This window comes from Variovorax sp. dw_308, from assembly GCF_019207085.1.
Taxonomy (GTDB): Bacteria; Pseudomonadota; Gammaproteobacteria; order Burkholderiales; family Burkholderiaceae_C; genus Variovorax.
Genome location: NZ_JAATOM010000004.1, coordinates 503130 through 524468, shown reverse-complemented (window position 1 = coordinate 524468; position 21339 = coordinate 503130). Strand labels below are relative to the sequence as shown.

19 protein-coding genes are annotated in these 21339 nt (G+C 67.5%); 14 read left to right on the top strand and 5 right to left on the bottom strand.

What is annotated here, in order from left to right; translation table 11 throughout:
• Positions 1-152: 152 nt before the first annotated feature.
• Complete coding sequence (locus tag HCU76_RS11765) at positions 153-1379, bottom strand: dienelactone hydrolase family protein (protein WP_218509361.1); 1227 nt, start codon at positions 1377-1379, stop codon at positions 153-155.
• 120 nt (positions 1380-1499) lie between these two features.
• On the opposite strand from HCU76_RS11765, the gene HCU76_RS11760 reads away from it, so the two are divergent.
• The 6 genes from HCU76_RS11760 (at position 1500) to HCU76_RS11735 (ending at position 8126) form a co-directional block, all read left to right on the top strand.
• Positions 1500-2102: a VOC family protein gene (locus HCU76_RS11760; RefSeq protein WP_218509360.1), complete on the top strand. Its 603-nt coding sequence runs from the start codon at positions 1500-1502 to the stop codon at positions 2100-2102.
• A gap of 83 nt (positions 2103-2185) precedes the next feature.
• Positions 2186-3742, top strand: a complete 1557-nt coding sequence (locus tag HCU76_RS11755; protein WP_218509359.1) for an ABC transporter substrate-binding protein — start codon at positions 2186-2188, stop codon at positions 3740-3742.
• A 69-nt stretch (positions 3743-3811) separates the two neighbouring features.
• Complete coding sequence (locus tag HCU76_RS11750) at positions 3812-4798, top strand: ABC transporter permease (protein ID WP_218509358.1); 987 nt, start codon at positions 3812-3814, stop codon at positions 4796-4798.
• Entirely contained in the window at positions 4795-5631 is an 837-nt protein-coding gene (locus tag HCU76_RS11745) for an ABC transporter permease (protein ID WP_218509357.1), read from the top strand. Before HCU76_RS11750 ends, HCU76_RS11745 begins: the two co-directional genes overlap by 4 nt.
• 1 nt (position 5632) lies before the next feature.
• Complete coding sequence (locus HCU76_RS11740; RefSeq protein ID WP_218509356.1) at positions 5633-6538, top strand: ABC transporter ATP-binding protein; 906 nt, start codon at positions 5633-5635, stop codon at positions 6536-6538.
• The gene (locus tag HCU76_RS11735) at positions 6531-8126 is read left to right on the top strand and encodes an SDR family NAD(P)-dependent oxidoreductase (RefSeq protein WP_218509355.1); all 1596 of its coding nucleotides are present in this window, start codon (positions 6531-6533) and stop codon (positions 8124-8126) included. Before HCU76_RS11740 ends, HCU76_RS11735 begins: the two co-directional genes overlap by 8 nt.
• A gap of 34 nt (positions 8127-8160) precedes the next feature.
• Here the strand turns inward: HCU76_RS11735 and HCU76_RS11730 are convergent, their stop codons facing one another.
• On the bottom strand, positions 8161-8796 hold the full coding sequence (locus HCU76_RS11730) for an MliC family protein (protein ID WP_218509354.1): 636 nt from the start codon (positions 8794-8796) through the stop codon (positions 8161-8163).
• A 170-nt stretch (positions 8797-8966) separates the two neighbouring features.
• Here HCU76_RS11730 and HCU76_RS11725 point away from each other — a divergent pair, with 170 nt between their 5' ends.
• A complete protein-coding gene (locus HCU76_RS11725) occupies positions 8967-9848 on the top strand; it encodes a class I SAM-dependent methyltransferase (RefSeq protein ID WP_213953758.1) in 882 nt (293 codons plus the stop codon).
• The gene (locus HCU76_RS11720) at positions 9845-10117 is read left to right on the top strand and encodes a DUF2164 domain-containing protein (RefSeq protein ID WP_213953757.1); all 273 of its coding nucleotides are present in this window, start codon (positions 9845-9847) and stop codon (positions 10115-10117) included. The genes HCU76_RS11725 and HCU76_RS11720 overlap by 4 nt, the downstream gene beginning before the upstream one ends.
• A gap of 142 nt (positions 10118-10259) precedes the next feature.
• Here the strand turns inward: HCU76_RS11720 and HCU76_RS11715 are convergent, their stop codons facing one another.
• Positions 10260-11123 carry an alpha/beta fold hydrolase gene (locus HCU76_RS11715; RefSeq protein ID WP_256354125.1) on the bottom strand — a complete coding sequence of 288 codons (864 nt, stop codon included), beginning with the start codon at positions 11121-11123 and terminating at the stop codon, positions 10260-10262.
• Positions 11120-11683 (bottom strand): cytochrome b, encoded by a 564-nt coding sequence (locus tag HCU76_RS11710; RefSeq protein ID WP_218509353.1) that lies wholly within the window; start codon positions 11681-11683, stop codon positions 11120-11122. The genes HCU76_RS11715 and HCU76_RS11710 overlap by 4 nt, the downstream gene beginning before the upstream one ends.
• Positions 11684-11766: 83 nt before the next feature.
• On the opposite strand from HCU76_RS11710, the gene HCU76_RS11705 reads away from it, so the two are divergent.
• On the top strand, positions 11767-13215 hold the full coding sequence (locus HCU76_RS11705) for a glycosyltransferase (protein ID WP_218509352.1): 1449 nt from the start codon (positions 11767-11769) through the stop codon (positions 13213-13215).
• Positions 13216-13237: 22 nt separating this feature from the next.
• Here the strand turns inward: HCU76_RS11705 and HCU76_RS11700 are convergent, their stop codons facing one another.
• Positions 13238-14071 carry a class III extradiol ring-cleavage dioxygenase gene (locus tag HCU76_RS11700; protein ID WP_218509351.1) on the bottom strand — a complete coding sequence of 278 codons (834 nt, stop codon included), beginning with the start codon at positions 14069-14071 and terminating at the stop codon, positions 13238-13240.
• 94 nt (positions 14072-14165) lie between these two features.
• On the opposite strand from HCU76_RS11700, the gene HCU76_RS11695 reads away from it, so the two are divergent.
• From HCU76_RS11695 to HCU76_RS11675, 5 genes are all read left to right on the top strand, one after another.
• Positions 14166-15047 (top strand): LysR family transcriptional regulator, encoded by an 882-nt coding sequence (locus HCU76_RS11695; RefSeq protein ID WP_218509350.1) that lies wholly within the window; start codon positions 14166-14168, stop codon positions 15045-15047.
• A gap of 180 nt (positions 15048-15227) precedes the next feature.
• Entirely contained in the window at positions 15228-16169 is a 942-nt protein-coding gene (locus tag HCU76_RS11690; RefSeq protein ID WP_218509349.1) for an SAM-dependent methyltransferase, read from the top strand.
• Positions 16170-16345: 176 nt separating this feature from the next.
• Positions 16346-18211: an ABC transporter ATP-binding protein gene (locus HCU76_RS11685; RefSeq protein ID WP_218509348.1), complete on the top strand. Its 1866-nt coding sequence runs from the start codon at positions 16346-16348 to the stop codon at positions 18209-18211.
• Positions 18212-18542: 331 nt separating this feature from the next.
• A complete protein-coding gene (locus HCU76_RS11680) occupies positions 18543-19922 on the top strand; it encodes a DUF2868 domain-containing protein (RefSeq protein ID WP_218509347.1) in 1380 nt (459 codons plus the stop codon).
• Positions 19919-21328 (top strand): GTPase/DUF3482 domain-containing protein, encoded by a 1410-nt coding sequence (locus tag HCU76_RS11675; RefSeq protein WP_218509346.1) that lies wholly within the window; start codon positions 19919-19921, stop codon positions 21326-21328. The genes HCU76_RS11680 and HCU76_RS11675 overlap by 4 nt, the downstream gene beginning before the upstream one ends.
• The last annotated feature ends 11 nt before the right edge of the window (positions 21329-21339 follow it).

Sequence of the window (21339 nt, the reverse complement as noted above, 5' to 3'; positions counted from 1 at the left end):
CGCAAGCCGGTTCCGGCAGGATTTGGTCGAATCCGGCATCCGTTCTCTGGAGAGGACCGCCCCTCACCCCTGCCCTCTCCCCGAGGGGAGAGGGAGCAAGAGGGATGCGCCGCCGCCGACGCCGCGCCCGCGTCAAACTGCTCGCAGCGCGATCAGGCCTTCCACTCCGGCATCAACGTGTTCGACGGCAAGGTCTCGTCCAGAAGCTTCTTGCCCGTCTCCACGCCAGCCGCCGGCACCAACTTGGGATCCAGCAGCCCGACCTGCACCAGCACGCTCGCCTGGTCCCAGTAGATGTGCTCGTGGTAGAGCTTGTCGCCGCGGAACTTGATCACCGCGAGCAAGGGCACTTCGACGCGCTTGCCCGTCGGTTTCACGCCTGGCAGCATCCACGGGATCTCGGTCGTATGGGTGAAGGTGAACAGCATCTCGTCGACCACCTGCGTCGCGCCCACGGTGCGCGAGATCGGGACCAGCGCCGTGTCCGGCGGGTTGCTGTTGACGAAATGGTCGCTGTAGAAGCGGTGCAACTGCTTGTAGCCCACGCCGCCCGTCATGGTCGGGATGTGGTTCACGTACGGCTCGGCGACCATCGTGCTCATCGTGTCGTCCACATTGCGCGTGCCGAACTCGTATTCGCAGTGCTTGTCCCACAGCGCCGACAGGTCGTAGTGCGGGCCCATCGCGCCCTTCAACGCGCCGATGCTGCGCTCGTGCGCCATCAGCGCGGACGGCTTGTGATAGTGCTCGCCGCCGGCGCGCGCGAAAGCGTGGTCCTGGCCGGGGTACTGGTAGACCGTGACGTTCGGACGGCCGCTAAGCGCCTTCACGATCTTGTCGCGCGCCTCGGGCGGGCAGAACTTGTCGAGTTCGGCAACGTGCAGCACCAGCGGCTTCGTGATGTTGTCGGCCTCGACCAGCGCGGCGTCGATGCCCACGCCGTAGTAGCCCACCGACACGTCGGCATCGGTGCGCGTGGCTGCCAGGTACGCCAGCTTGCCCCCCAGGCAGAAGCCCAGCACGCCCACCTTCTTGTTGCTCACTTCGGGCCGGCCCCGCAGCGCCGTGATCGCGGTCTGGATGTCTTCGACGCCCTTGGCTTCGTCGAAGCCTTGGTAGAAGCCGAAGGCGCGCTGCCAGTCGGCCTCGGTATAGCCCAGTTCGACATTCGGCTCCTGGCGCCAGAAGATGTCCGGCACGAGAACGACGTAGCCTTCCTCGGCGTAGTAGTCGGCCACGTCGCGCATGGTCTTGTTGACGCCGAATATCTCCTGCGCGATCACCAGGCCCGGGCCCTTGCCCGATGCAGGTAACGCGAGATAGCCTCGGAACGTGCCGCTGCCGTCAGCGGCCTTCATGTCGATGTACTGACCTGCCATGTAGGGTTCTCCAGAGTGGGGTGGCAAACATTACGCTCATATAGTTTAGGTGTAAAGCAGTTTGCTGGCGCGGAAGCTGCTTGCCGAATTGTCAGTCGGCTCAAAACGGAAGACAACGAGATGAAACGCAAAGCACATCGCCTGCAGGCGGCATTGGAAAAGGGTGGCGCTTCCGGCGCACCCGCCGCATCGCGTGGCATCCCGAGCCTGCGCGGGCATGACCACACTGGCATCACGGTGCCCGACCTCGAGGCTGCCATCCGCTTCTTCGTCGACGTGGTCGGCTGCGAGCTGATCACCACCTTCGGTCCGTTCCGCGACGACAGCGGCAGCTTCATGGCCGACACGCTCAACGTGCATCCGCGCGCGGTAATCCAGCAGATCGCGCTGCTGCGCTGCGGCATGGGATCGAACATCGAGCTGTTCCAGTACAGCGCGCCGGACCAGCGCAACGACATTCCGAAGAACAGCGACATCGGCGGCCACCACCTGGCGTTCTACGTCGACGACATCGACACCGCCGTCGCGTACCTCAAGGCGCAAGGCGTGCGTGTGTTGGCTGGTCCGTTGCCGGTGACCGAGGGGCCGGCCGCCGGCCAGGTCATCAACTACTTCCTCGCGCCTTGGGGTCTGCAGCTGGAGCTGATCAGCTATCCGCGCGGCATGGCCTACGAGGCAACGGCTCGCACGGTACTCTGGTCGCCCAAGGCACCAGACAAGTAAGCAGACGCCGCGAAGCGCCCTCTTCCCGCCGACACCGGCATCTTTTCTTAACCGCCCGTCTCCACAACCACCGAGGTGCTTCCATGTCCGAATTCGATCGCCGCCGCTTCATCCAGGCCGGAGCCGGGGCTGCCCTCGGCGCCAGCCCGCTCACCGGCATCCTCCTGTCCTCGGCCCATGCGCAGCAGGCCGACACGCTCACCATCGCCTACAACGTCGGCCTGCCCAGCTGGGACCCGACCACCGGCCCCTCGGCAGTGAACCCATCGATCCAGGGCATCTGGAAGGCCGTGTTCGACCAGTACATCGACCAGGCAGCCGACCTGTCCTTCAAGCCCGGCCTCATCAGCAAGTGGGGCTGGAACGCCAACAAGACGAAGATCGAGATCGAGCTGCGCCAGGGCGCGCTGTGGCACGACGGCACGCCCGTCACCGCCGCCGACGTGGTGTGGAACCTCAAGCGCGCCGGCGACCCGAAGGCCGGCAACCCGGTGGCCGGGATCATCTGGTCGAGCGTCGACAACTTCCAGGTCTCCGGCAACAAGATCACCGCCGACGTGAAGCAGTACGTGGCCGACTACTTCAAGTGGATGGCCTTCCTCACCGGCTTCATGATCCCGCAGGCGCACTACGAGAAGGTGGGCGCGGCCGGCTTCGAAAAGCAGCCGATCGGCTCGGGCCCTTACATGATCGACGAGTTCGTGCAAGGCTCGTATGTCAAGCTCAAGGCCTTCGACAAGTACTGGGGCCCGAAGCCCGCGTTCAGGGGCGTGACGATCAAGTTCGTGACCGACCCGAGCGCGCGCGTGGCCGAGATCGAGAGCGGCAAGTCCGACGTGACGCTGGGCGTGCCCTTCGAGGAATTCGACCGGCTCCGGAAGCTGCCCCACCTCAGCGGCGTGAGTTCGCCGATCACCGACATCGCGATGCTGTTCATCACCGACGTCGAGCCGATGACCGATGCCAACGTGCGCATGGCCGCCGTGCACGCAGTCGACAAGCAGGCCATCGTCAAGCAGTTGCTGCGCGGCTACGGCGTCGCCATCGACACCCTGCAGGCGCCGCAGTACGCCGCATTCGACCCGAGCACCAAGGTCAAGTACGACCCGGAACTCGCAAAGCAGTTGCTGGCCAAGTCGGGCTACAGCCCGGCCAAGCCGGTCAAGTTCAAGATCCAGACCACGCGCGGCTACCTGCCCAAGGACTACGAAACGGTGCAAGCCATCGTCGGCATGTGGCGCAAGGTCGGCATCGAGGCCGAGATCGAGGTCTACGAGATTGCCAAGCACTTCGAGCTGCGCCTGAGCCACAAGCTCGCGCCGATGGCCTTCTACAACTGGGGCGACGCCATCGGCGACCCCAACGACTCGACCGGCTTCGCGATGTTCGGCCCGAGCCCGCACTCCGGCTGGAAGTCGAAGGATGTGGACGCGATGATCGGCCCGCTGTGGGGCGAGAAGGACGAGTCCAAGCGCATCGCCGGCTGGAAAAAGGTCGACAAGTTCATCGCGGAGAACGCGCTGGTGCTTCCGCTCTACCAGCAGGTGCAGACCATCCTGTTCAAGAAGTCGGTCGCAGTGAAGCCGCACCTGGCCGGGTACCTGCTGGCGCAATCGGTGACCAAGGCGTCGAAGGCGTGATTTCATGCCATTGATTCCGTCGCCGGTTCAAGGCGGCGCGACAAGCTATCGGGCTGGAGCGGCGGCGGAATGAGGCGCCTGCTATGGGCGCTGCCTACCTTGCTGGGCGTGCTGGTGGTGGTGTTCGTGCTGCTGCGCGTGGCGCCCGGCGACCCGATCGCGATGATGATCGGGCCGGGCGCCTCGCCGGACGACATCCGGGCACTGCGCGCCCTGTACGGCTTCGACAAGAGCCTGCCGGCGCAGTTCTTCATCTACCTGGGGCAGGCTTCTGTCGGGCACTTCGGCCAGTCGATCACCTTGAAGCGCGACGTGCTGGACCTGGTGCGCGAGCACCTTCCGCTGACGCTGGAGCTGTCGATGCTCGCGCTGCTGCTCGCGGTGCTGATCGGTGGGGCGGCGGCGTTGGCGGCGATCACCTGGCGCGGCACCATCATCGAACGCGGCGTCGACGTGTGGACCGGTTTTGTGACGGCGATCCCCGACTTCCTCTGGGGCCTGGCCGGCATCCTGTTCCTGGGCGTGCTGCTGCCGGTGCTGCCGGTGTTCGGCTTGCTCGATGCGGACCTGCGCTTCGATTCGGCGACCGGCTTTGTGCTGTTCGAAAGCCTCCTGCGCGGGCGCTTCGATGTCTTTGGCTCGGCCCTCTATCACATGCTGTGGCCGGCACTGTCGCTGGCCTTGCCGCTGGCCGCGATGATCTCGCGCGTGCTCAAGGCCTCGCTGCTGGAGGTGCTGGCGCAGGACTACATCCTCATCGCCCGCGTCAAGGGCTTCAGTCCGTGGCAGGTGCTGTGGCGCGAGGCCTTGCGCAACGCGCTCGGGCCGGCCTTGACGCTCACAGGCGTGCAGTTCACTTTCCTGATCGGCGGCACGGTGCTGATCGAAAAGCTGTTCGGCCTGCCGGGACTGGGCAACATGGCCATCGACGCCGTCATCAACCGCGACCTGCCGCTGATCCAGGGCATCGTCCTGACCTTCGCGGTGCTGTTCATCGTGGTGAATCTCGCGGTCGACCTGATCAACATCCGCCTGAATCCGAAGCTGCGCCGATGAAGGTTCATTTGCAGAAGCGCGTGTGGTTCGGCCTCGTGGTGATCGGGCTGGTGCTGTGCTGCGCCGTGTTGGCCAGGTGGATCGCGCCGCACGATCCGCTGGACCAGGACCTGCTGGCCGCGAGCCTGCCGCCGGCATGGAGCGCGGACGGCGACTCGACGCACATCTTCGGCACCGACAGCCTGGGACGCGACATCCTCTCGCGCCTCATCTACGGCGCGCGGCCCGCGATGATCGTGGCCTTCGCGGGCGCGACGTTTGCAGCGCTGATCGGCACGGCACTGGGGCTGTGGGCCGGCTTTCACGGCGGCCTCGTCGACGCCGGCATTTCGCGCATGGTCGACGTCTGGATGTCCTTCCCGGCGGTGCTGCTGTCGATCGTGCTGGTGGCCGTCGTCGGCACCGGACTCGGGTCGGTGGTGCTCGCCATCGCCGTGATCGACTGGACCCGCTTCTGCCGCGTCGTGCGTGCCGAGACGCAGGTGCAGGCCAGCCTCGACTACGTCACCTCGGCGCGCACCATCGGCCAATCGCGCAGCACCATCCTGTGGCGCGAGGTGCTGCCCAACGTCGTACCGCTGCTACTCACGCTGTTCACGCTGGAGATGGGCGTGGCGGTTGTGGTGGAAGCCATCCTCTCCTTCGTGGGTCTCTCGGTGTCGAGCGACATGCCGACATGGGGTGGCCTGGTGCAGGAAGGCCGCCTCTATGTCAACCAGACGCCGTGGCTGCTGGGCCTGCCCATCGGCGCCATCGCGCTCACGGTGCTGGCCTGCAATGCCTTGGGCGACGGCCTGCGCGAATCGCTCGATCCGCTGGTGGCGAAGCGCTGAGATGAGCGTCCTGCAGATCGACAACCTTCACCTTGCGCTGCGTGCAGCGAGAGGTCGCGCCGAACGCCTGATCCTGCGCGGCATCGACCTGGACATCGGCGCCGGCGAAGTGCATGCGCTCGTGGGCGAATCCGGTGCGGGCAAGAGCATGGTCGGACGCACGGTGCTCGGCATCACGCCACCGGAAATGCGGGTCGTTGCGGGCAGCATCCGCTTCCTGGGGCTGGACTGGCTAGGCATGCGGCCATCGGCCCGGCGCGAGTACCTCGGCCGCGACATCGCGCTGATCCCGCAGGATCCGCTGACCGCACTGAACCCCGGCCACACGATCGGCGCACAACTCGGCGACGTGCTGCGCCTGCACCTGAAGCTCGACGCGAGGCAGGCCACGGCGCGCGCCGTGGACCTGCTCGACTCGGTCCAAGTGCGCTCGCCCGCCACCGTGGTGCGCCAGTACCCGCACGAGTTGTCCGGCGGCATGCGCCAGCGCGTACTGATCGCAATGGCCTTCGCCTGCAAGCCGAAGCTCATCATTGCCGACGAGCCGACCACCGCGCTCGACGTCACCGTGCAGCGCCAGGTGCTGCGCCTGCTGCGCGACCTGCAACGCGACGAGGGGGCAGCCGTGCTGTTCATCACCCACAACCTCGGGCTGGTTGCCAAGCTGTGCGATACCGTGAGCGTCATCCATTCGGGCAGGATCGTCGAGCACGGCACCGTGCGCGCCATCATCGAGTCGCCGCGCACCGACTACACGCGCGCCCTCTTCGCTGCGACGCCACGGTACGACCGCCCGGCGGAAGCGCTGCGGCCGATCGACCCGGGCGTCACCGATGCCCTCTGGGCAAGGGCCCGGAGCTACGACCTCGCATTCCACGCCCGCATGAAAGCGGACCCGCATGGCTGAGGCGCTGCTGGACGTGCGCGGTCTCTCGCTGGCGCTGGCCGACATGGCGATGCGCCCGCTGTTCGGCAAGCCGCCGCTGCGACCGATCCTGCACGAGATCGACCTGACGGTTGCGCGTGGCGAGTGCGTCGCGCTGGTGGGCGAATCGGGCTCGGGCAAGACCACACTCGCGCGCACGGTGCTGCGCCTCTACGAGCCGCAGCAAGGCGAGATCGTCTTCGCCGGCCGCGAGGTCACGCACATGGGCGAGGTCGAATTGCGGCCCTTGCGCGCCCGCATGCAGATGATCTTCCAGGACCCGCTCTCGGCATTGAATCCCCGGCGCCGCATCGGCGAGATCGTGGTGCAACCCTTGCTGAGCTATGGCGCGCTCGGCCCGTCGCCGACCCGGGCCGCGCTCGAGCACAAGGCCGCGGCCCTGCTGGAACAGGTCAGCCTGCCCGCCGAATTTGCCCGCCGCTATCCGCATGAGCTGTCGGGCGGCCAGCGCCAGCGCGTCGGCATCGCGCGCGCCATCGCGCTGGAGCCCGACCTGATCGTCGCCGACGAGATCGTCTCGGGCCTCGACGTGTCGACGCAGGCGCGCATCCTCCTGCTGCTGCGCGAGTTGCGCGCGCGCCTGGGCATGGGCATGATCTTCGTGACCCATGACCTGTCGGTGGTGCGCGTGCTCTGCGACCGCGTGGTCGTGATGCGCGAAGGCCGCATCCTCGAGCACGGCCCTACCGAATCCGTCTTCGCCCATCCGCAGCATCCGTACACGCAGGCACTGCTCGACGCCATTCCCCTGCCTGAAATTGACGACGACTGGTTGTCGCCGAAGCATCCCGTTTCACTGAAGAAAGAGACCTCCACCATGAAGATCCAGAACGCCATCGCCCTCGTCACCGGCGCCAACCGCGGCATTGGCCTCGAACTGGTCCAGCAGTTGCTGTCCGCGGGCGCGAAGAAGGTCTATGCCACCGCGCGCAACACCGCATCGCTCGATGCGCTGGCCAAGGCGCATCCGGGCCGGCTCGAACTGCTGACCCTCGACATCACGCGCGCCGAACAGATCGACGCCGTGAAGGCGCGCTGCACCGACGTCAACCTGTTGGTCAACAACGCCGGCATCAACCGCCACCAGGGCTTTCTCTCGGCCGGCTCGCTCGACGACGCGCAGGCCGAGGTCACGACCAACTACCTGGGCACGCTGGCCATGTGCCGCGCCTTCGCGCCGCAGCTCGACGGCAGCGGCGCCATCGTCAACATGATGTCGATCCTCGCGAAGGTCACGATCCCGGGCATGGGCTCGCTGTGCGCCGCCAAGGCCGCCGGCCTGCGCATGACCGAAGGCGTGCGCGCCGAACTGGCGGCCAAGGGCACGCTGGTCGTTGCCGTGATGCCGGGCGCGGTCGATACCGAGATGAGCAAGGACTTCCAGGGACCGATGTCCTCTCCTGCCGAAGTCGCCAGGGCCGTGCTCGCGGGGCTGGAGAACGGCGACGAGGAGGTCTACGTCGGCGACTTCGCCGCCTGGATCAACGCAGGGATGAAGGACGACCCGAAGGTGATCGAGCGGGAACTGGCGAAGTACCTGCCGGGTTGACGAGGTAGAGGCGCAGTGGGTGCGCGGCGTCGCGTCAGTCCAGCTTCCCGACACTGCAAGTCATTTCCTTGCCGCCCGGCAGCTGCACGATGGCCTCGGGCCCCTTCTGCCAGAACGTGGCTTCTCCCTGCGGGTACTTGCCTGTGTACCTCGCACCCGAGCCTGACTGGGCGATCGTCATCACGAGGCTGTTGTCGCCGCCGGCGAGGTAGGCCAGCGGCGGGTCGACGTTGACGAAGGTCGCGTTCATGGCGACCGTGCCCGGGCACTTAATAGCCACGGGGCCGACGCTGACGCCGCCTTTCGTGCGCGCCGCCGCATAGCCAGCGCGCAATTCCGCGATGCGCATCACATACTGATCGCGGATGCAGGCCTTCGCATCCTCCGACTTCCAGCAGTCGTTTCGCCCCTTGATCCAGCCCCGCTGCGTCGCGATGAGCGCGTTCTTCTTCACGTAGCTCAGGCCGGATGTGCCGCGCACGTGGCCGTAGACACGTGCGTTCTCGCGGTCCAGCGCCGCCAGCGCATCGTCCTTGCAGATGGCTTCTTCCACGGCGCCACCGGGCTTGGCACAGCTGAAGCTGGGCGATGCGGCGAACGCCTGCGCGCTTGCCAGCAGCACGATGGGCAGCGCGGCGGCCGACACGGTACGGGTGCGTGCAATCGTCATGGCATGGTCCTTTGGGGAAAGCCACCGAGTGTTGCGGAGGTCGGCCGTCGATGCAACGCCCGGCGATGTTTCCCAACGCGACGTTCTGATCCTCGAATGTACGGAACAGTCGCCATGAAGGGCGCGGCTGACTAAACTCTGCGCACCTCGACAGGATGGCAGGTCAACCGATGTACGCGCAAAGAACTCTCCAAGGGGCCTTTTTCCTCCTGCTCGCAGCGGTCGTCTGCCTGCTGGACGCCTGTGCGACCAAGCCGCCTGCGATATCGCAGGACCGGATCGCCGCCATCCTCTCGAGCCCCGACCGCACCGGCCCCGATCGCATCAACGATCTGCGCCGCAAGCCCGACCAGATGCTCGCCTTCATCGGCGTCCGTCCGGGCATGGTGGCGCTGGATGTGAGCGCGGCCGGCGGCTACACCACCGAGTTGCTGGCACGCGCGATCGGGCCGACGGGCGTGGTCTACGGCCAGATGCCACAGCGCGACCCCAACCGCGTCGCCCCGGCACCCGCCGCCCCGGAGGGCATGTCGGGCGGCGCGGCGCCAGCGCCAAACCCGCCACCCGTTGCGGGCGCGCCGGCCGGACCGCGCCCTTCCGCCGTCGCGCTGGCCGAACGCAATGCCAGGCTGAAGGATGCCAACGCCCTCGCCGCGCCCATCATGGCCGTGCCGCAACGCTTCGAGGACCCGGTGCCGTCCGCGGTCGCTAACGGCGGACTCGACCTGGTCACGCTGATGTTCAACTACCACGACCTGGGCTTCATGGGCGTGGACCGTGCGCAGATGAACCGCGCCATCTTTCGCGCCTTGAAGCCGGGCGGGGTGTTCGTGATCGCGGACCACGCAGGCCGCCCGGGCACCGGCATCTCCGAATCTGGCACGCTGCACCGGGTCGAGGAATCGTTCCTGCGCAGCGAAGTGGAAAGCGCCGGCTTCAGGCTGGTGGCCGAAGGACAGTTCCTGCGAAACCCGAACGACCCGCGCGACAAGAACACGCCCGAGCCCTTGCAACCCAAGGACGAGTTCGTCCTCAAGTTCGTCAGGCCATGACCATCGAGATCCCGCGCGAGGCGCGCCAGCAGGCTGTCGCCTCCATCGAACGCTACTTCAACGAACACATGGAGGAGCGCATCGGCAACATCGCGGCCGGCGCGCTGCTGGGCTTCTTCCTCGAGGAGGTCGGGCCCCTCATCTACAACCAAGCCGTCGCGGAAGTGCAGGAGCGCCTGCAGGCCCGCATCAGCGAGATCGACATCGAAGTGCACGAGGAACCGTTCCTGTACTGGCAGAAGTACGAGAAGGCGAAGAAGGCGCGATAGGCGCGTTGAAGGATGCGGGAAGGGAACGGGAACCGAACGCAGAAGTCGCAAAGGTCGCGAAAGAAAATCCAGAAATCCTCTTTGAATTCCTCTTTACGACCTTTGCGTAGTTTTGTGTTCCTTCTGCGTTCGGTACCCGTATTCAGAGCCAACGCAGCAACAACGCATTGATCTCTGCGGCCCGCTCGTACTGCGTCCAGTGGCCGGCGCCGTCGATCACCACGCCCTCGCGGTTCGGGTGGCCTGCCACCAACGCTGCCACCACGGGCCGCGGATCGGCCGTCACGTCGAACTCGCCCCACACCAGCAACTGCGGGCACGCGAGCGCATCGAGCGCCGCCTGCAAGCCGCCTGAGAGCGATACGTCCTTGCTGCGAAAGCGCGTGCCGTGGCAGGAGATGTCGTGGATCTCGAAGGCCAGCGGGTCGAAGGCCTTGTCGTGCAGCATCAGCGCGCCAAGGTTGTGTTGAAGGGCGGCGCGCTCCGCCTCGCGATTCACGGACTTCTTCCAGTTGATCATCTCGATGCTCAACCGCCGCAACGTGGCATGGCCGCCGCTGCCGATCAGGAACAGGCGCTCGACCGCACCGCGCTTCACCGCGAACTTGGCCGCCGTCAGGCCACCGAACGAGAAGCCGCCGAGGCAGATCGGCGTGCGGGCGCCGATGAGCGCATCGAGCGTGCCACCCAAGGCCTTCAGCAACGGATCGATCGCGGCCTCGCCGGGCGCGGGCGCCGGGGGCGTGCCGGACTCTGCAAAGCCCGGCATGTCCGGCACCCACACGGCCCGCGCCGCCGACAGCGCCTCCACATTGCGCAGCCAATGCATCCAGCTGCCATGGCCGCCATGCAGCAGCACCAGTGGCGCCTTGCCGGCGTCGCTGCCAAATCGCCGCCAGCGCACGCGCACGCCTTCGTGCACCGGGTCGTGGTGCGTGGAGAGCGCATCGATACGCTCGATGGCGGCGCGCGCGCCGGAGTCGGAATCGGGTGCGAAGTTCATCATGGCAACATGCGTTGGAGTTCTTTTTCGCGGTCGAGGAATTGATGCTTCAGCGCGCCCAGCACATGCAGCGCGAACATCACGTAGAGCACGTTGCCGATCCACATGTGGGCCGCGCCGAACAGGTCGTGCAGCTGCTCTTTGGTCTCCGGTTCGACGGCCATGATCCAGCCGATGCGCGGCCATTCGAAGAGGCCGAAGTACTGCATCGGATGCGTGGCCGCATCCTTCCAGGCCGAATCGTGCATCCAGCCCGACAGCGGCAGCATGAACATCAGCAGGTACAGCACGCCATGCGCCGCATGCGCGCCCAGGCGCTCGAGCCGGCCGTAGCTGCCGGGCATCGGCGGCGGCTTGTGCGTGGCGCGCCAGAGCAGCCGCAGGATGGCCAGGCCCAGCACCGTGATGCCGATCGACTTGTGCGTGTCGACGACCGGTCGAATCCACTCGTCGCGCAGGCTTTCGGCCGACAGGCCCAGGATGACGTTCACCACCATCAACGCGGCGATCACCCAATGCAGGACGATGGCGGGTTTCGTGTATTTGTCGGGAATGGAAGGCATGCGGAATTTTCTGGCTTGGGCGGAGTCTGTCAGCATTGTCCGGGCCGCGGCCTGCGTACCTCCCGAATCCACTGGATCCCCATTTGAAAGACTCCCTCCAGCACGCCTTTGCCGCGGCCTCCCCCAGGCTGGCGCCACCTCCCACGCCCGGGCGCAGCGTGCTCATCCACGGCGGCGTGCTGCTGTTGTGGATCGGGCTGTTCAGCATGGCCTTCATGGCCGGTGGCGTCTGGAGCTGGTCCGTCGGCATGGCCTACGTGGCCTATGACACGGCGCTCCTGCTGTTCACCGCGTGGGCCACCTTGCCCATCCTTCGCGCGAAGACCCGGCTGGCGATGCCCGCGCCACCCTGCACCGTCGGCGTCATCGTCGCCTCGCACAACGAGGCCGCCGTGCTGCCGGTGACGCTGGGCGCCCTGCTCGCCCAGACCGATGCGCCCGACCAGATCGTGATTGCCGACGACGGCTCGACCGACGGCACCGCCGAACTGCTGCAGACGCGCTACGGCCTCATCGCCCCCGCGCTGGGCGAGATCAGCCCGGCCAGCGCCTTGTATCCATCGCTGCAGTGGCTGCGGCTGCCCCACGGCGGCAAGGCGCGCGCGCTGAACGCGGCCATGCTCTGCATCCGCACCGACACCGTGCTCACCGTCGACGGCGACACGCTGCTCGACGACAAGGCCATCGCCGCGGTGCGCCGTGCCTTCTCCGAGGAACCGTCGCTGGTCGCGGCCACCGGCGTCATCACGCCGGTCTGCAGCCGCAGCCTGGGCGGGCGCTGCTTCCAGTGGTTCCAGACCTACGAATACATCCGCAACTTCCTCTCGCGCTATGCATGGATGCGGCTCAACGGCCTGTTGCTGGTCTCCGGCGCCTTTGCCGGCTTCCGTCTCGACGCGGTGCGCGCGGTCGGCGGCTTCGACCCCGAATGCCTGGTGGAAGACTACGAACTTATCCACCGCCTGCACCGCTATGCGCAGGCGCACGGCTTGCCCTGGCGCGTGCGCGTGCTCGGTGATGCGCAGGCGCACACCGACGCGCCGAGCAGCGTGGCGGCGTTCCTGCGCCAGCGTCGGCGCTGGTTCGGCGGCTTCCTGCAGACGCAGTACCTGTACCGCGCGATGGTCGGCGACCGGCGCTACGGCTGGCTCGGCACCCTGATGCTGCCGGTGAAGGCGATCGACACGCTGCAACCGCTGTATGGCCTGGCCGCGTTCTTCCTGCTGCTGGTGTACCTGGTGCGCGGGGATCTCGGCGTGCTGGCGCCGGTGGCCGGCGTGATCGGCGCGAAGATCTTGCTCGACCTGGCCTTTCACCTGTGGTCGGTGTTTCTCTATCGGCGCTGGATCGGCAAGCACGGCGAGGCCGGGCTGTTCCAGGCCGTCATGGCCGCGCTGGTCGAGCCCTTCAGCTTCCAGATCCTGCGGCACACGGGGGCGGCGATGGGGTGGTGGGTTTTCCTGACCGGGAATCGGAGCTGGGGGCGGCAATCACGCGCGGGGCTGCGAGCGCGGGACGAGGACGGGCGGTGATGCGTTCGATCGCAAAGTCGTATCAGGCGTTTGCGGCCGCGCCGAAGCGGTAACTCGACACCACCAGCCCACCCATGAAGTCGTCCTCGTGATAGACGCGGACGCCCGCCTCCGACTCGGCCGCGCCGACGGCAACCATCAGCGGAAGCAGGTGCTCCTCGCGCGGATGCGCCGCACGGGCCGACGGCGCCGCTGCCCACTGGCCCAGTTGCCGTGCACGATCCGTGGTTGCGCCCTGCACCACCGTTTCATCGAGCCAGTCGTCGAAGGCCTTCGACACCCCATGCGCCTGCGGGCCGAAGTTGCGCAGGTTGTGATAACTCAGGCCGCTGCCGATGATGAGCACGTCCTCGTCGCGCAGTGGCGCCAGCGCGCGGCCCAGCGCGACGTGCTCCGCCGGATCGAGCCCGCGCCGCAGCGACAACTGCACCATCGGCACCTCCGCCTCCGGATAGATCGCGGCCATCGGTGAAAAGGCGCCGTGGTCGAAGCCGCGCTCGGCATCGATGGCGGCCGGCAGGCCCGCGGCCTCGATCAGTTGCTTCACGCGCAATGCAACGTCCGGCGCACCGGGCGCGTCGTAGTGGACCTGGTAGGTGTGCGCCGGGAAGCCGCCGTAGTCATAGATCATCGGCGGCTTGGCGCTCGCCTGCACCGTGAAGGCAGGCTCCTCCCAATGCGCCGACACCATCAGGATGGCGCGCGGCTTGCGGCCGATCTGGCGCGGCATGTCGGCGAGCGACGCCTCCAGCCGGGCGTAGACATTGCCCATCTCCTTCTTCATCCAGGGCCAGGGGCCACCACCGTGCGAGATGAAATAGGTCGGCAGGCGCGTAGTCGTGTGGGTCGTGTTCATGATGGGGATCTCCGTTGCATCGAATGTAGTGATTTCCCCTGCAGAATTCGAGAGCTACTGATTCAATGATTCATTTCTCCACAGGAAACCATCCATGGACCGCCTGACCAGCCTGCGCGTCTTCCGCGAGGTCGTCGACGCCGGCAGCTTTGCCGCCGCGGCGGCGCGCCTCGCCATCTCCGCGCCCATGGCCAGCAAGCATGTTGCGCAGTTGGAGAAGTCGCTCGGCGCGCGCCTGCTGAACCGCTCGAGCCGGCACCTGAGCCTGACGGAGGCCGGCAGCGCCTGGTACGCGCAGAGCAGCCAGGCGCTGGACTTGCTGGATGCGGCGCAAGCCTCCATCGGCCAGCGCGACGAGGTGCCGCGCGGGCAGCTCAAGGTCAGCGCGCCCGTCTGGTGCGCCACCCCACGCTTCGCCCGCCTGCTGGCCGACTACCGCGAGCGCTGCCCCGAGGTGCTGGTCGACATGCACCTGGAGAACCGCAAGGTCGACCTGGCCGCGGACGGCCATGACCTGGCGCTGCGCGCCACCCACGAGCCTTCGCCGGCATTGATCGCGCGGCCGCTGTGCAAGGTGCAGTTCCACCTGGTGGCCGCGACGGCGCTCGTGAAACGCGTCGGCACGCCCGCCGTTCCCGCCGACCTGGCGCGGCTCGGCGCCATCGTGCCGAGCTACGTCAACATCGAAGGGCTTTCGCTCAAGGCCGCGGGCGGCCGGCAGGCGCCGCTGCGGCTGGCGCCGGTGCTGCGCTCCGACGACACCACGCTCAGCCTGCACGCGGTGCGTGCCGGCATGGGCATGGCCTTCCTGCCCGAATGGCTCGTCGACGACGACCTGGCGCAGGGGCTGCTCACGCGCCTCGTGCCCGACTACAGCGCGCCCGCGGTGACGCTGTTCGCGGTGTACACCAGTCGGCAATACATGGCGCCGAAGCTGCGCAGCTTCATCGATTTCCTGGCGCAGCGCTTGTCGTGATGTGCCGGATCAGGCCAGCAGCGCCCTGCCACCCTTGACCGCAAGCCCGTCGCAAGGCCGTCCAGCAATTGGGATGCAAGGATTTCATCGAGTGCAGTGATCGGCTTCAACCCCTGCGCTGTACAAAACTTCGAGCCAGTTCGACACTGCGCGTCCCGCTCGACGCCAGAGGAAAGTCCATTGAATCCCGCAGACCCCAGCCGCACCGCGCTTGCCACCTCCATGATGCGCGCGGTGCATTCGCGCACGGCACCCCGGCCCTTGATCGACGACCCCTGGGGCGATCGCCTCGTGCCGGACGCCGTCCGCGCCGCCGCCCTGCAGACCGTGCTCGCGCGCATGGAACCCGAAGCACGCACGAAGGCGCTGCAGGCGCCCGACTCGGTGCTGGACGCCGCCTTGCGCGCCAATGCGGCCTACGCGGACGTCATCCTCCGGACGCGCTATGCGGAAGACGCGCTGGCAGCGGCTGCGCAGCGCGGCATCGACCAGTACGTGATGGTCGGTGCGGGCTTCGACAGCTTTGCGCTTCGCCAACCACCGTATGCCGAAGCCATGACAATCTTCGAAATCGACCATCCCGCGACGCAAGGGATGAAACGGCGGCGCCTGGACGAGTGCGGCGTGCATGTGCCGGACAACCTGCACTTCATCGCCGCGGACCTGGCCAGCGAAGGCCTCGACGCGGCGCTCGCCAGGTCATCGTTCCAACCCGGCCGGCCCAGCTTCTTCTCATGGCTGGGCGTCACGATGTACCTCACGCGCGAGGCCAATCTCGCAACCTTGCGCGCCATCGCCTCGTGCGCGGCGCCCGGCAGTGAACTCGTCTTCAGCTACGTGGACAGCGCGGTCTTCACGCCTGGGCATGCGCGCAGCGAGGCGTTTCGACAGCTCCAGGCTTCGGTCTCGTCGGCCGGCGAGGCATTCCTGTCGGGCTTCGATCCCGCGACGCTCGAGGAAACGCTTCGCGAGACCGGCTTTCTGCTGCTGGAAGACTCAAGCGGCAACGAGACGGTCGCGCGGTACGACGAGACCGGCATCAACGGGCTGCGTTCAAGTGCTGCGGCGCATCTTGCGCATGTGCGAGTCGTCGGTGAAGCGCGTCAGCACAACGCGCCATAGTATTTAGCGCCACCCTACGGCCGATCGGCGCCCGCCCTCGGCAGCAGCCGCTTGATCCGCTGGCGCACCAGCGCGGGCGGAACGTGCGCCATCGCCCTGCCAAAGCCTCGGTTCCCCGCTTGGCTCAAAATCACCTCCACGCACGAAGACCGTGTTGCGCCAGGAGCCGACTCCCCTTGTTCCGCCTTTTCGAAAAACTCCTCCACCCCTACCCGCCCACCGAGCCCACGCTGCCGCCCTCGGGCTTCTTCGCCTTCGTCTGGGCCTGCACGGATGGCGTGCGCAGCAAGATCCTGGCGATGGCCTTGCTCACCGCAGTCATGTCGTCCTTCGAGGCATTGCTGTTCGCCATGCTCGGCCGCATCGTCGACTGGCTGGGCGGGCAGGACCCGGCGCGGCTGTGGCAGGAGCGCGGCGGCACGCTGATGTGGCTGGCCTTCGCGCTCGTCGCGAGCATCGGCGTGGTGGCGCTGCAGACCATCGTCAAGCACCAGACCCTGGCGGTGAACCTGCCGATGCGCCTGCGCTGGAACTTCCACCGGCTCATGCTGGGCCAGAGCATGGCCTTCTACCAGGACGAGTTTGCCGGCCGCATCACGGCCAAGGTCATGCAGACCGCGCTGGCCGTGCGCGACACCATCTTCGTGCTGGCCGACGTGCTGGTGGCCATGGCGGTCTACGTCGCCACCCTGATCGTGCTGGCGGCGGTGCTCGACCGGCAACTGATGCTGCCCTTCATCGCGTGGCTGCTGCTGTACATCGTGCAACTCTGGTTCTTCGTGCCGCGGCTCGGCCAGATCGGCAAGGCCCAGGCCGATGCGCGCGCGATGATGACCGGCCGCGTGACCGACGCCTACACCAACATCGCCACCGTCAAGCTGTTCTCGCACACGCACCGGGAGGCCGGCTTCGCACGCTCCGCGATGCAGGACTTCATGCAGACCGGCTATGGCCAGATGCGGCTGGTGAGCGCCTTCGAGATCAGCAACCACATGCTGAGCATGGGCCTGACCGCCGGCATGGCGGGCACCGGGCTGTGGCTGTGGTCGCAGGGCTCGGTGGGCATTGGCGCGGTGGCCGCATCGACCGCGATGGCCTTGCGCCTCCAGGGCATGTCGCACTGGATCATGTGGGAGATGACCAGCCTGTTCGAGAACATCGGCACCGTGCAGGATGGCATGAAGACGCTCTCGCGTCCGCGCAGCGTGCTCGACGCGCCCGATGCCGTCGCACTCGACGTGCCGCACGGCGAAGTCCGCTTCGAGCATGCGGTGTTCCGCTATGGCACGGAGGCGGAAAAGGGCCGCAACGTGATCGATCACATGAGCCTGACCGTCGCGCCGGGCGAGAAGATCGGCCTGGTCGGCCGCTCGGGCGCGGGCAAGTCCACGCTGGTCAACCTGCTCCTGCGCTTCCATGACCTGCAGGGCGGACGCATCCTCATCGACGGGCAGGACATCGCCCATGTCACGCAGGACTCGCTGCGCGCGCACATCGGCATGGTCACGCAGGACACGTCGCTGATGCACCGCTCGGTGGCCGACAACATCTCCTATGGCCGGCCCGACGCCGGCGCCGCGGCGGTCCGTGCAGCAGCAGAGCGTGCCGAGGCGCACGACTTCATCCAGACCCTCAGCGACGCCAGCGGCCGCCGCACCTATGACGCCCATGTAGGCGAGCGCGGCGTGAAGCTCTCCGGCGGCCAGCGGCAACGCATCGCCATCGCGCGCGTGATGCTGAAGGACGCGCCGATCCTGCTGCTCGACGAAGCCACCAGCGCGCTGGACTCCGAAGTCGAGGCCGCGATCCAGGCCAGCCTCTACCAGTTGATGGAAGGCAAGACCGTGATCGCGATCGCGCACCGGCTTTCGACCATCGCGGCCATGGACCGCCTCATCGTGCTCGACGAAGGCCGCATCGTGGAGCAAGGCGACCACAGGACGCTGTTGGCGCAGGGCGGGCTCTATGCGCGGCTGTGGTCGCACCAGAGCGGCGGCTTCCTGGGCGAGCTCGACGAGGAAGCGCAAGAAGAAGCGGCCTGATTCCTACACCACGCGACCACGCCCGCCGACAGCTTTGGCGCGCAATGCGCCTAAAACTTGAGTGGTCTTAAACAGAGGAGTCCTCCGTGAATTCCATCATCTATATCGTCGGGCTGGTCGTTGTCGTGGTTGCGGTGCTTTCGTTCTTCGGCCTTCGCTGAACGCGCCCACACTCGACGAGAGAGATTCCGCCTGACGGGACTCTGACCAGGTCCGTGGAGGACTTGATCGGAGTCTCCGAAAGGCGGCACTCGACGGGCTGCCTTGGCAGCCCTTTTCCATGGGGCAGCGCCGGGCATAATTTCAGTGCTCTGATGCCCAAGGGACGCTATTGAACACCGCGCTGCGCGAAACCGATTGGCTGCTGAAGGATGCGGTGGTCACCGAGGCGGTGCAACTCGTCGAGCAGGCCGGGCCGCTCGACGACGCCGCCGCGCTTCGCGATGCGGTCGTTACGCAAACATCCCCCGCAGGCCGCATTGCCCGTCGCGCCGCTGCGCTTGGCGAGCGCATTGGTCTGCAAGCCGAACTGCGACGTGCGCGGCATTGGGCGCCCTGGGTCGGCTTGGGGATCGTGCTGGTGGTCGTGCTGGCCGGGCTGTCGCTGGCGGGCAATGTCGTCGGCGGCAGCGAGCGCCGCATCAACATCATGGTTGCGCTCGCGAGCCTGCTGGGCGTGCACCTGCTGACACTCCTCCTGTGGCTGGCCGGGCTGGTGCTGCCGCTCACCTCGTTCAACACTTCGCTGGGATGGCTGTGGATGGCCTTGACCGCGCGCGTCGCTGGCGGAAAGCGGGGCCAGACGCCCATGCTCCTGCGCGCGGCCGCGCAGTTGCTCGGGCGCGCGCGGCTGGTGCCCTGGGCCTTCGGCTTCGTGAGCCATTGCATCTGGGCCTTGTCCTTCGCGGTAGTGCTGGCCGCGCTGCTCTTCGCGCTGGCCTTTCGCAGCTACACGCTGAACTGGGAGACCACGATCCTCGAACCCGGTTTCTTCGTGAATGGCGTGAAGTGGCTGGGCTGGGCGCCGGGCCTGCTGGGCTTCCCGGTGCCGGACGCGAGCACCGTGCTGGCCCCCATTGCCGGCGCGGCGGAGCAACGCGACTGGGCGCTCTGGCTTACCGGCTGCATCGTGACCTACGGCCTGCTGCCGCGCGTGTTCTTCGCCGTCGTCAGCGCGCTGGTATGGCAGCGCCGCAAGCGCCGCCTGCGGCCGGACCTCGCACAGCCCTACTACGTCAAGCTGCTCGCGCGCCTGGAGGCGATGGCGCCGGCCCGCATCGTCGACGGCGACCCCGGCTTCGTTCGTGGACATTCGCCGACTGGCCTGGGTGCCGGCGAGACCAGCGACAAGCAAGTGCTGGTCGGCTTCGAACTGCCGGAAGAAGCGCCGTGGCCGCCCGCCGGCCTGCCGCCCGCCGTCGCGCCGGTGCTGCATGTCGACGGCAGCGCCGGCCAGCGCCACGCCCTGCTCGCCACCATCGGCCGGCTGCGCCCGCGCACCTTGCTGATGGCCTGCCACGCCGCATCGAGCCCCGACCGCGGCACCGAGCGCCTGCTGCGCGAATTGCTCGCGCATTGCGGCGAATGTCGCCTGTGGCTGATGGCCGGTGACGAAGCCGCGCGCGGGCGTTGGCGGCGCTGGCTCGGCGACGTGGGGCTGGACCGCATCGAAGCCTGCGACGACCTTGCGGCGACACTGCGAAGCTCATGAACGACACCAGCATCCGCATCGCCGTCGTCGGCCACACCAATGCCGGCAAGACTTCGCTGCTGCGCACGCTCACGCGCCGCATTCGATTCGGCGAAGTGTCGGAGCGCCCCGGCACCACGCGCCATGTCGAGAAGATCGCGCTGGAAGTGGCTGGCCGCGCAGCCGTGACCTTCCTCGATACGCCGGGCCTGGAGGACGCGGTCAGCCTGCGCGAGCACCTTCAAGCCTTCACCGCCCGCGCGCCGACGCCGCCGGAGCGCATCCGCGCCTTCCTGCAAGGCCCGGAAGCGCATGGCGCCTTCGAGCAGGAGGCCAAGGTGCTGCGCGCGATGCTCGACGTCGACGCGGCCTTCCTGGTGATCGATGTGCGCGAACCGGTGCTGCCGAAGTTCCGTGCCGAGATCGAGTTGCTCAACTCCTGCGCGCGGCCGGTGCTGCCGGTGTTGAACTTCGTGCGCAGCGACGCCAGCCGCGAGCCCGCGTGGCGCGAACTGCTTTCCGCCTACGGCCTGCATGCCGTCGTGCGCTTCGACGCCGCCGCGCCGTTCGTGGGGGCCGAACGCGCGCTCTACGAGGACCTGGGCACGCTGCTGCGCGACCGCCGCGAGCAACTCGCCCGCGTCGCCACGTCGCTTTCCGCCGAGGCCGGCGAACGCCGCGACGCCGCCGCCGCGCGCATCGCGGAACTGGTGGTCGACGTGACCGCCGTGCGCCGCACCGTGCCATCCGGCGAATTCAACGATCCGACGCGGCGCCAGAAGCTCATCGCCGACCTGCGAGCCACCGTCTCCAGCAAGGCACAGCGTTGCGCAGACGACCTGCTTGCGCTCTATGGCTTCCGCGAAGGCGACGCCGACGAGGCGCCGCTGCCGCAGCTCGAAGGCCGCTGGAGCATGGACTTCTTCAGCGCCGAGGCGATGAAGGACGCCGGCCTGCGCCTGGGCAAGGGCGCGGCGGTCGGCGCTGCCGTCGGCGTGGTGGCGGACATGGCATTGGCCGGCCTGTCGCTGGGGGCGGCCACTGCCCTTGGCGCGACGATTGGCGGGGCGTTGTCGCAGGGCTTCGGGCCGATGGGCCGCAAGCTGGTCAACCTGATGAACGACGTGCAGGAGCTGACCGTGGAAGACCGCGTGCTGCAAGTGCTCGTGGCCTGGCTGCTCGCCTTGGTCCATGCGCTGGAGCAACGCGGCCACGCAGCCACGGGCCGCATCGCCGCATCGGCCGACCCGCAGGGCGAACCCTTCATCGGGCACCGCCTCGAAGCCATCGTCGAAGCCGCCGAGCCGGCGCGCGGCCACGCGGATTGGGAGGCTGGCCTGGGCACGCGCTGGTTCGCCCCGACCGAACGCCGGGAACTGGTCGACGAGGTGGCACGCGCCGTGCGTCCGGCCATCGAGCGGTCTTGAACAAGGAGCAC

What these genes read in the sequence shown, in the direction of transcription:
- HCU76_RS11765 (WP_218509361.1), bottom strand. Translation starts at nt 1,379, where the DNA reads ATGGCAGGTCAGTACATCGACATGAAGGCCGCTGACGGCAGCGGCACG.
- HCU76_RS11760 (WP_218509360.1), top strand. Translation starts at nt 1,500, where the DNA reads ATGAAACGCAAAGCACATCGCCTGCAGGCGGCATTGGAAAAGGGTGGC.
- HCU76_RS11755 (WP_218509359.1), top strand. Translation starts at nt 2,186, where the DNA reads ATGTCCGAATTCGATCGCCGCCGCTTCATCCAGGCCGGAGCCGGGGCT.
- HCU76_RS11750 (WP_218509358.1), top strand. Translation starts at nt 3,812, where the DNA reads ATGAGGCGCCTGCTATGGGCGCTGCCTACCTTGCTGGGCGTGCTGGTG.
- HCU76_RS11745 (WP_218509357.1), top strand. Translation starts at nt 4,795, where the DNA reads ATGAAGGTTCATTTGCAGAAGCGCGTGTGGTTCGGCCTCGTGGTGATC.
- HCU76_RS11740 (WP_218509356.1), top strand. Translation starts at nt 5,633, where the DNA reads ATGAGCGTCCTGCAGATCGACAACCTTCACCTTGCGCTGCGTGCAGCG.
- HCU76_RS11735 (WP_218509355.1), top strand. Translation starts at nt 6,531, where the DNA reads ATGGCTGAGGCGCTGCTGGACGTGCGCGGTCTCTCGCTGGCGCTGGCC.
- HCU76_RS11730 (WP_218509354.1), bottom strand. Translation starts at nt 8,796, where the DNA reads ATGACGATTGCACGCACCCGTACCGTGTCGGCCGCCGCGCTGCCCATC.
- HCU76_RS11725 (WP_213953758.1), top strand. Translation starts at nt 8,967, where the DNA reads ATGTACGCGCAAAGAACTCTCCAAGGGGCCTTTTTCCTCCTGCTCGCA.
- HCU76_RS11720 (WP_213953757.1), top strand. Translation starts at nt 9,845, where the DNA reads ATGACCATCGAGATCCCGCGCGAGGCGCGCCAGCAGGCTGTCGCCTCC.
- HCU76_RS11715 (WP_256354125.1), bottom strand. Translation starts at nt 11,123, where the DNA reads ATGATGAACTTCGCACCCGATTCCGACTCCGGCGCGCGCGCCGCCATC.
- HCU76_RS11710 (WP_218509353.1), bottom strand. Translation starts at nt 11,683, where the DNA reads ATGCCTTCCATTCCCGACAAATACACGAAACCCGCCATCGTCCTGCAT.
- HCU76_RS11700 (WP_218509351.1), bottom strand. Translation starts at nt 14,071, where the DNA reads ATGAACACGACCCACACGACTACGCGCCTGCCGACCTATTTCATCTCG.
- HCU76_RS11695 (WP_218509350.1), top strand. Translation starts at nt 14,166, where the DNA reads ATGGACCGCCTGACCAGCCTGCGCGTCTTCCGCGAGGTCGTCGACGCC.
- HCU76_RS11675 (WP_218509346.1), top strand. Translation starts at nt 19,919, where the DNA reads ATGAACGACACCAGCATCCGCATCGCCGTCGTCGGCCACACCAATGCC.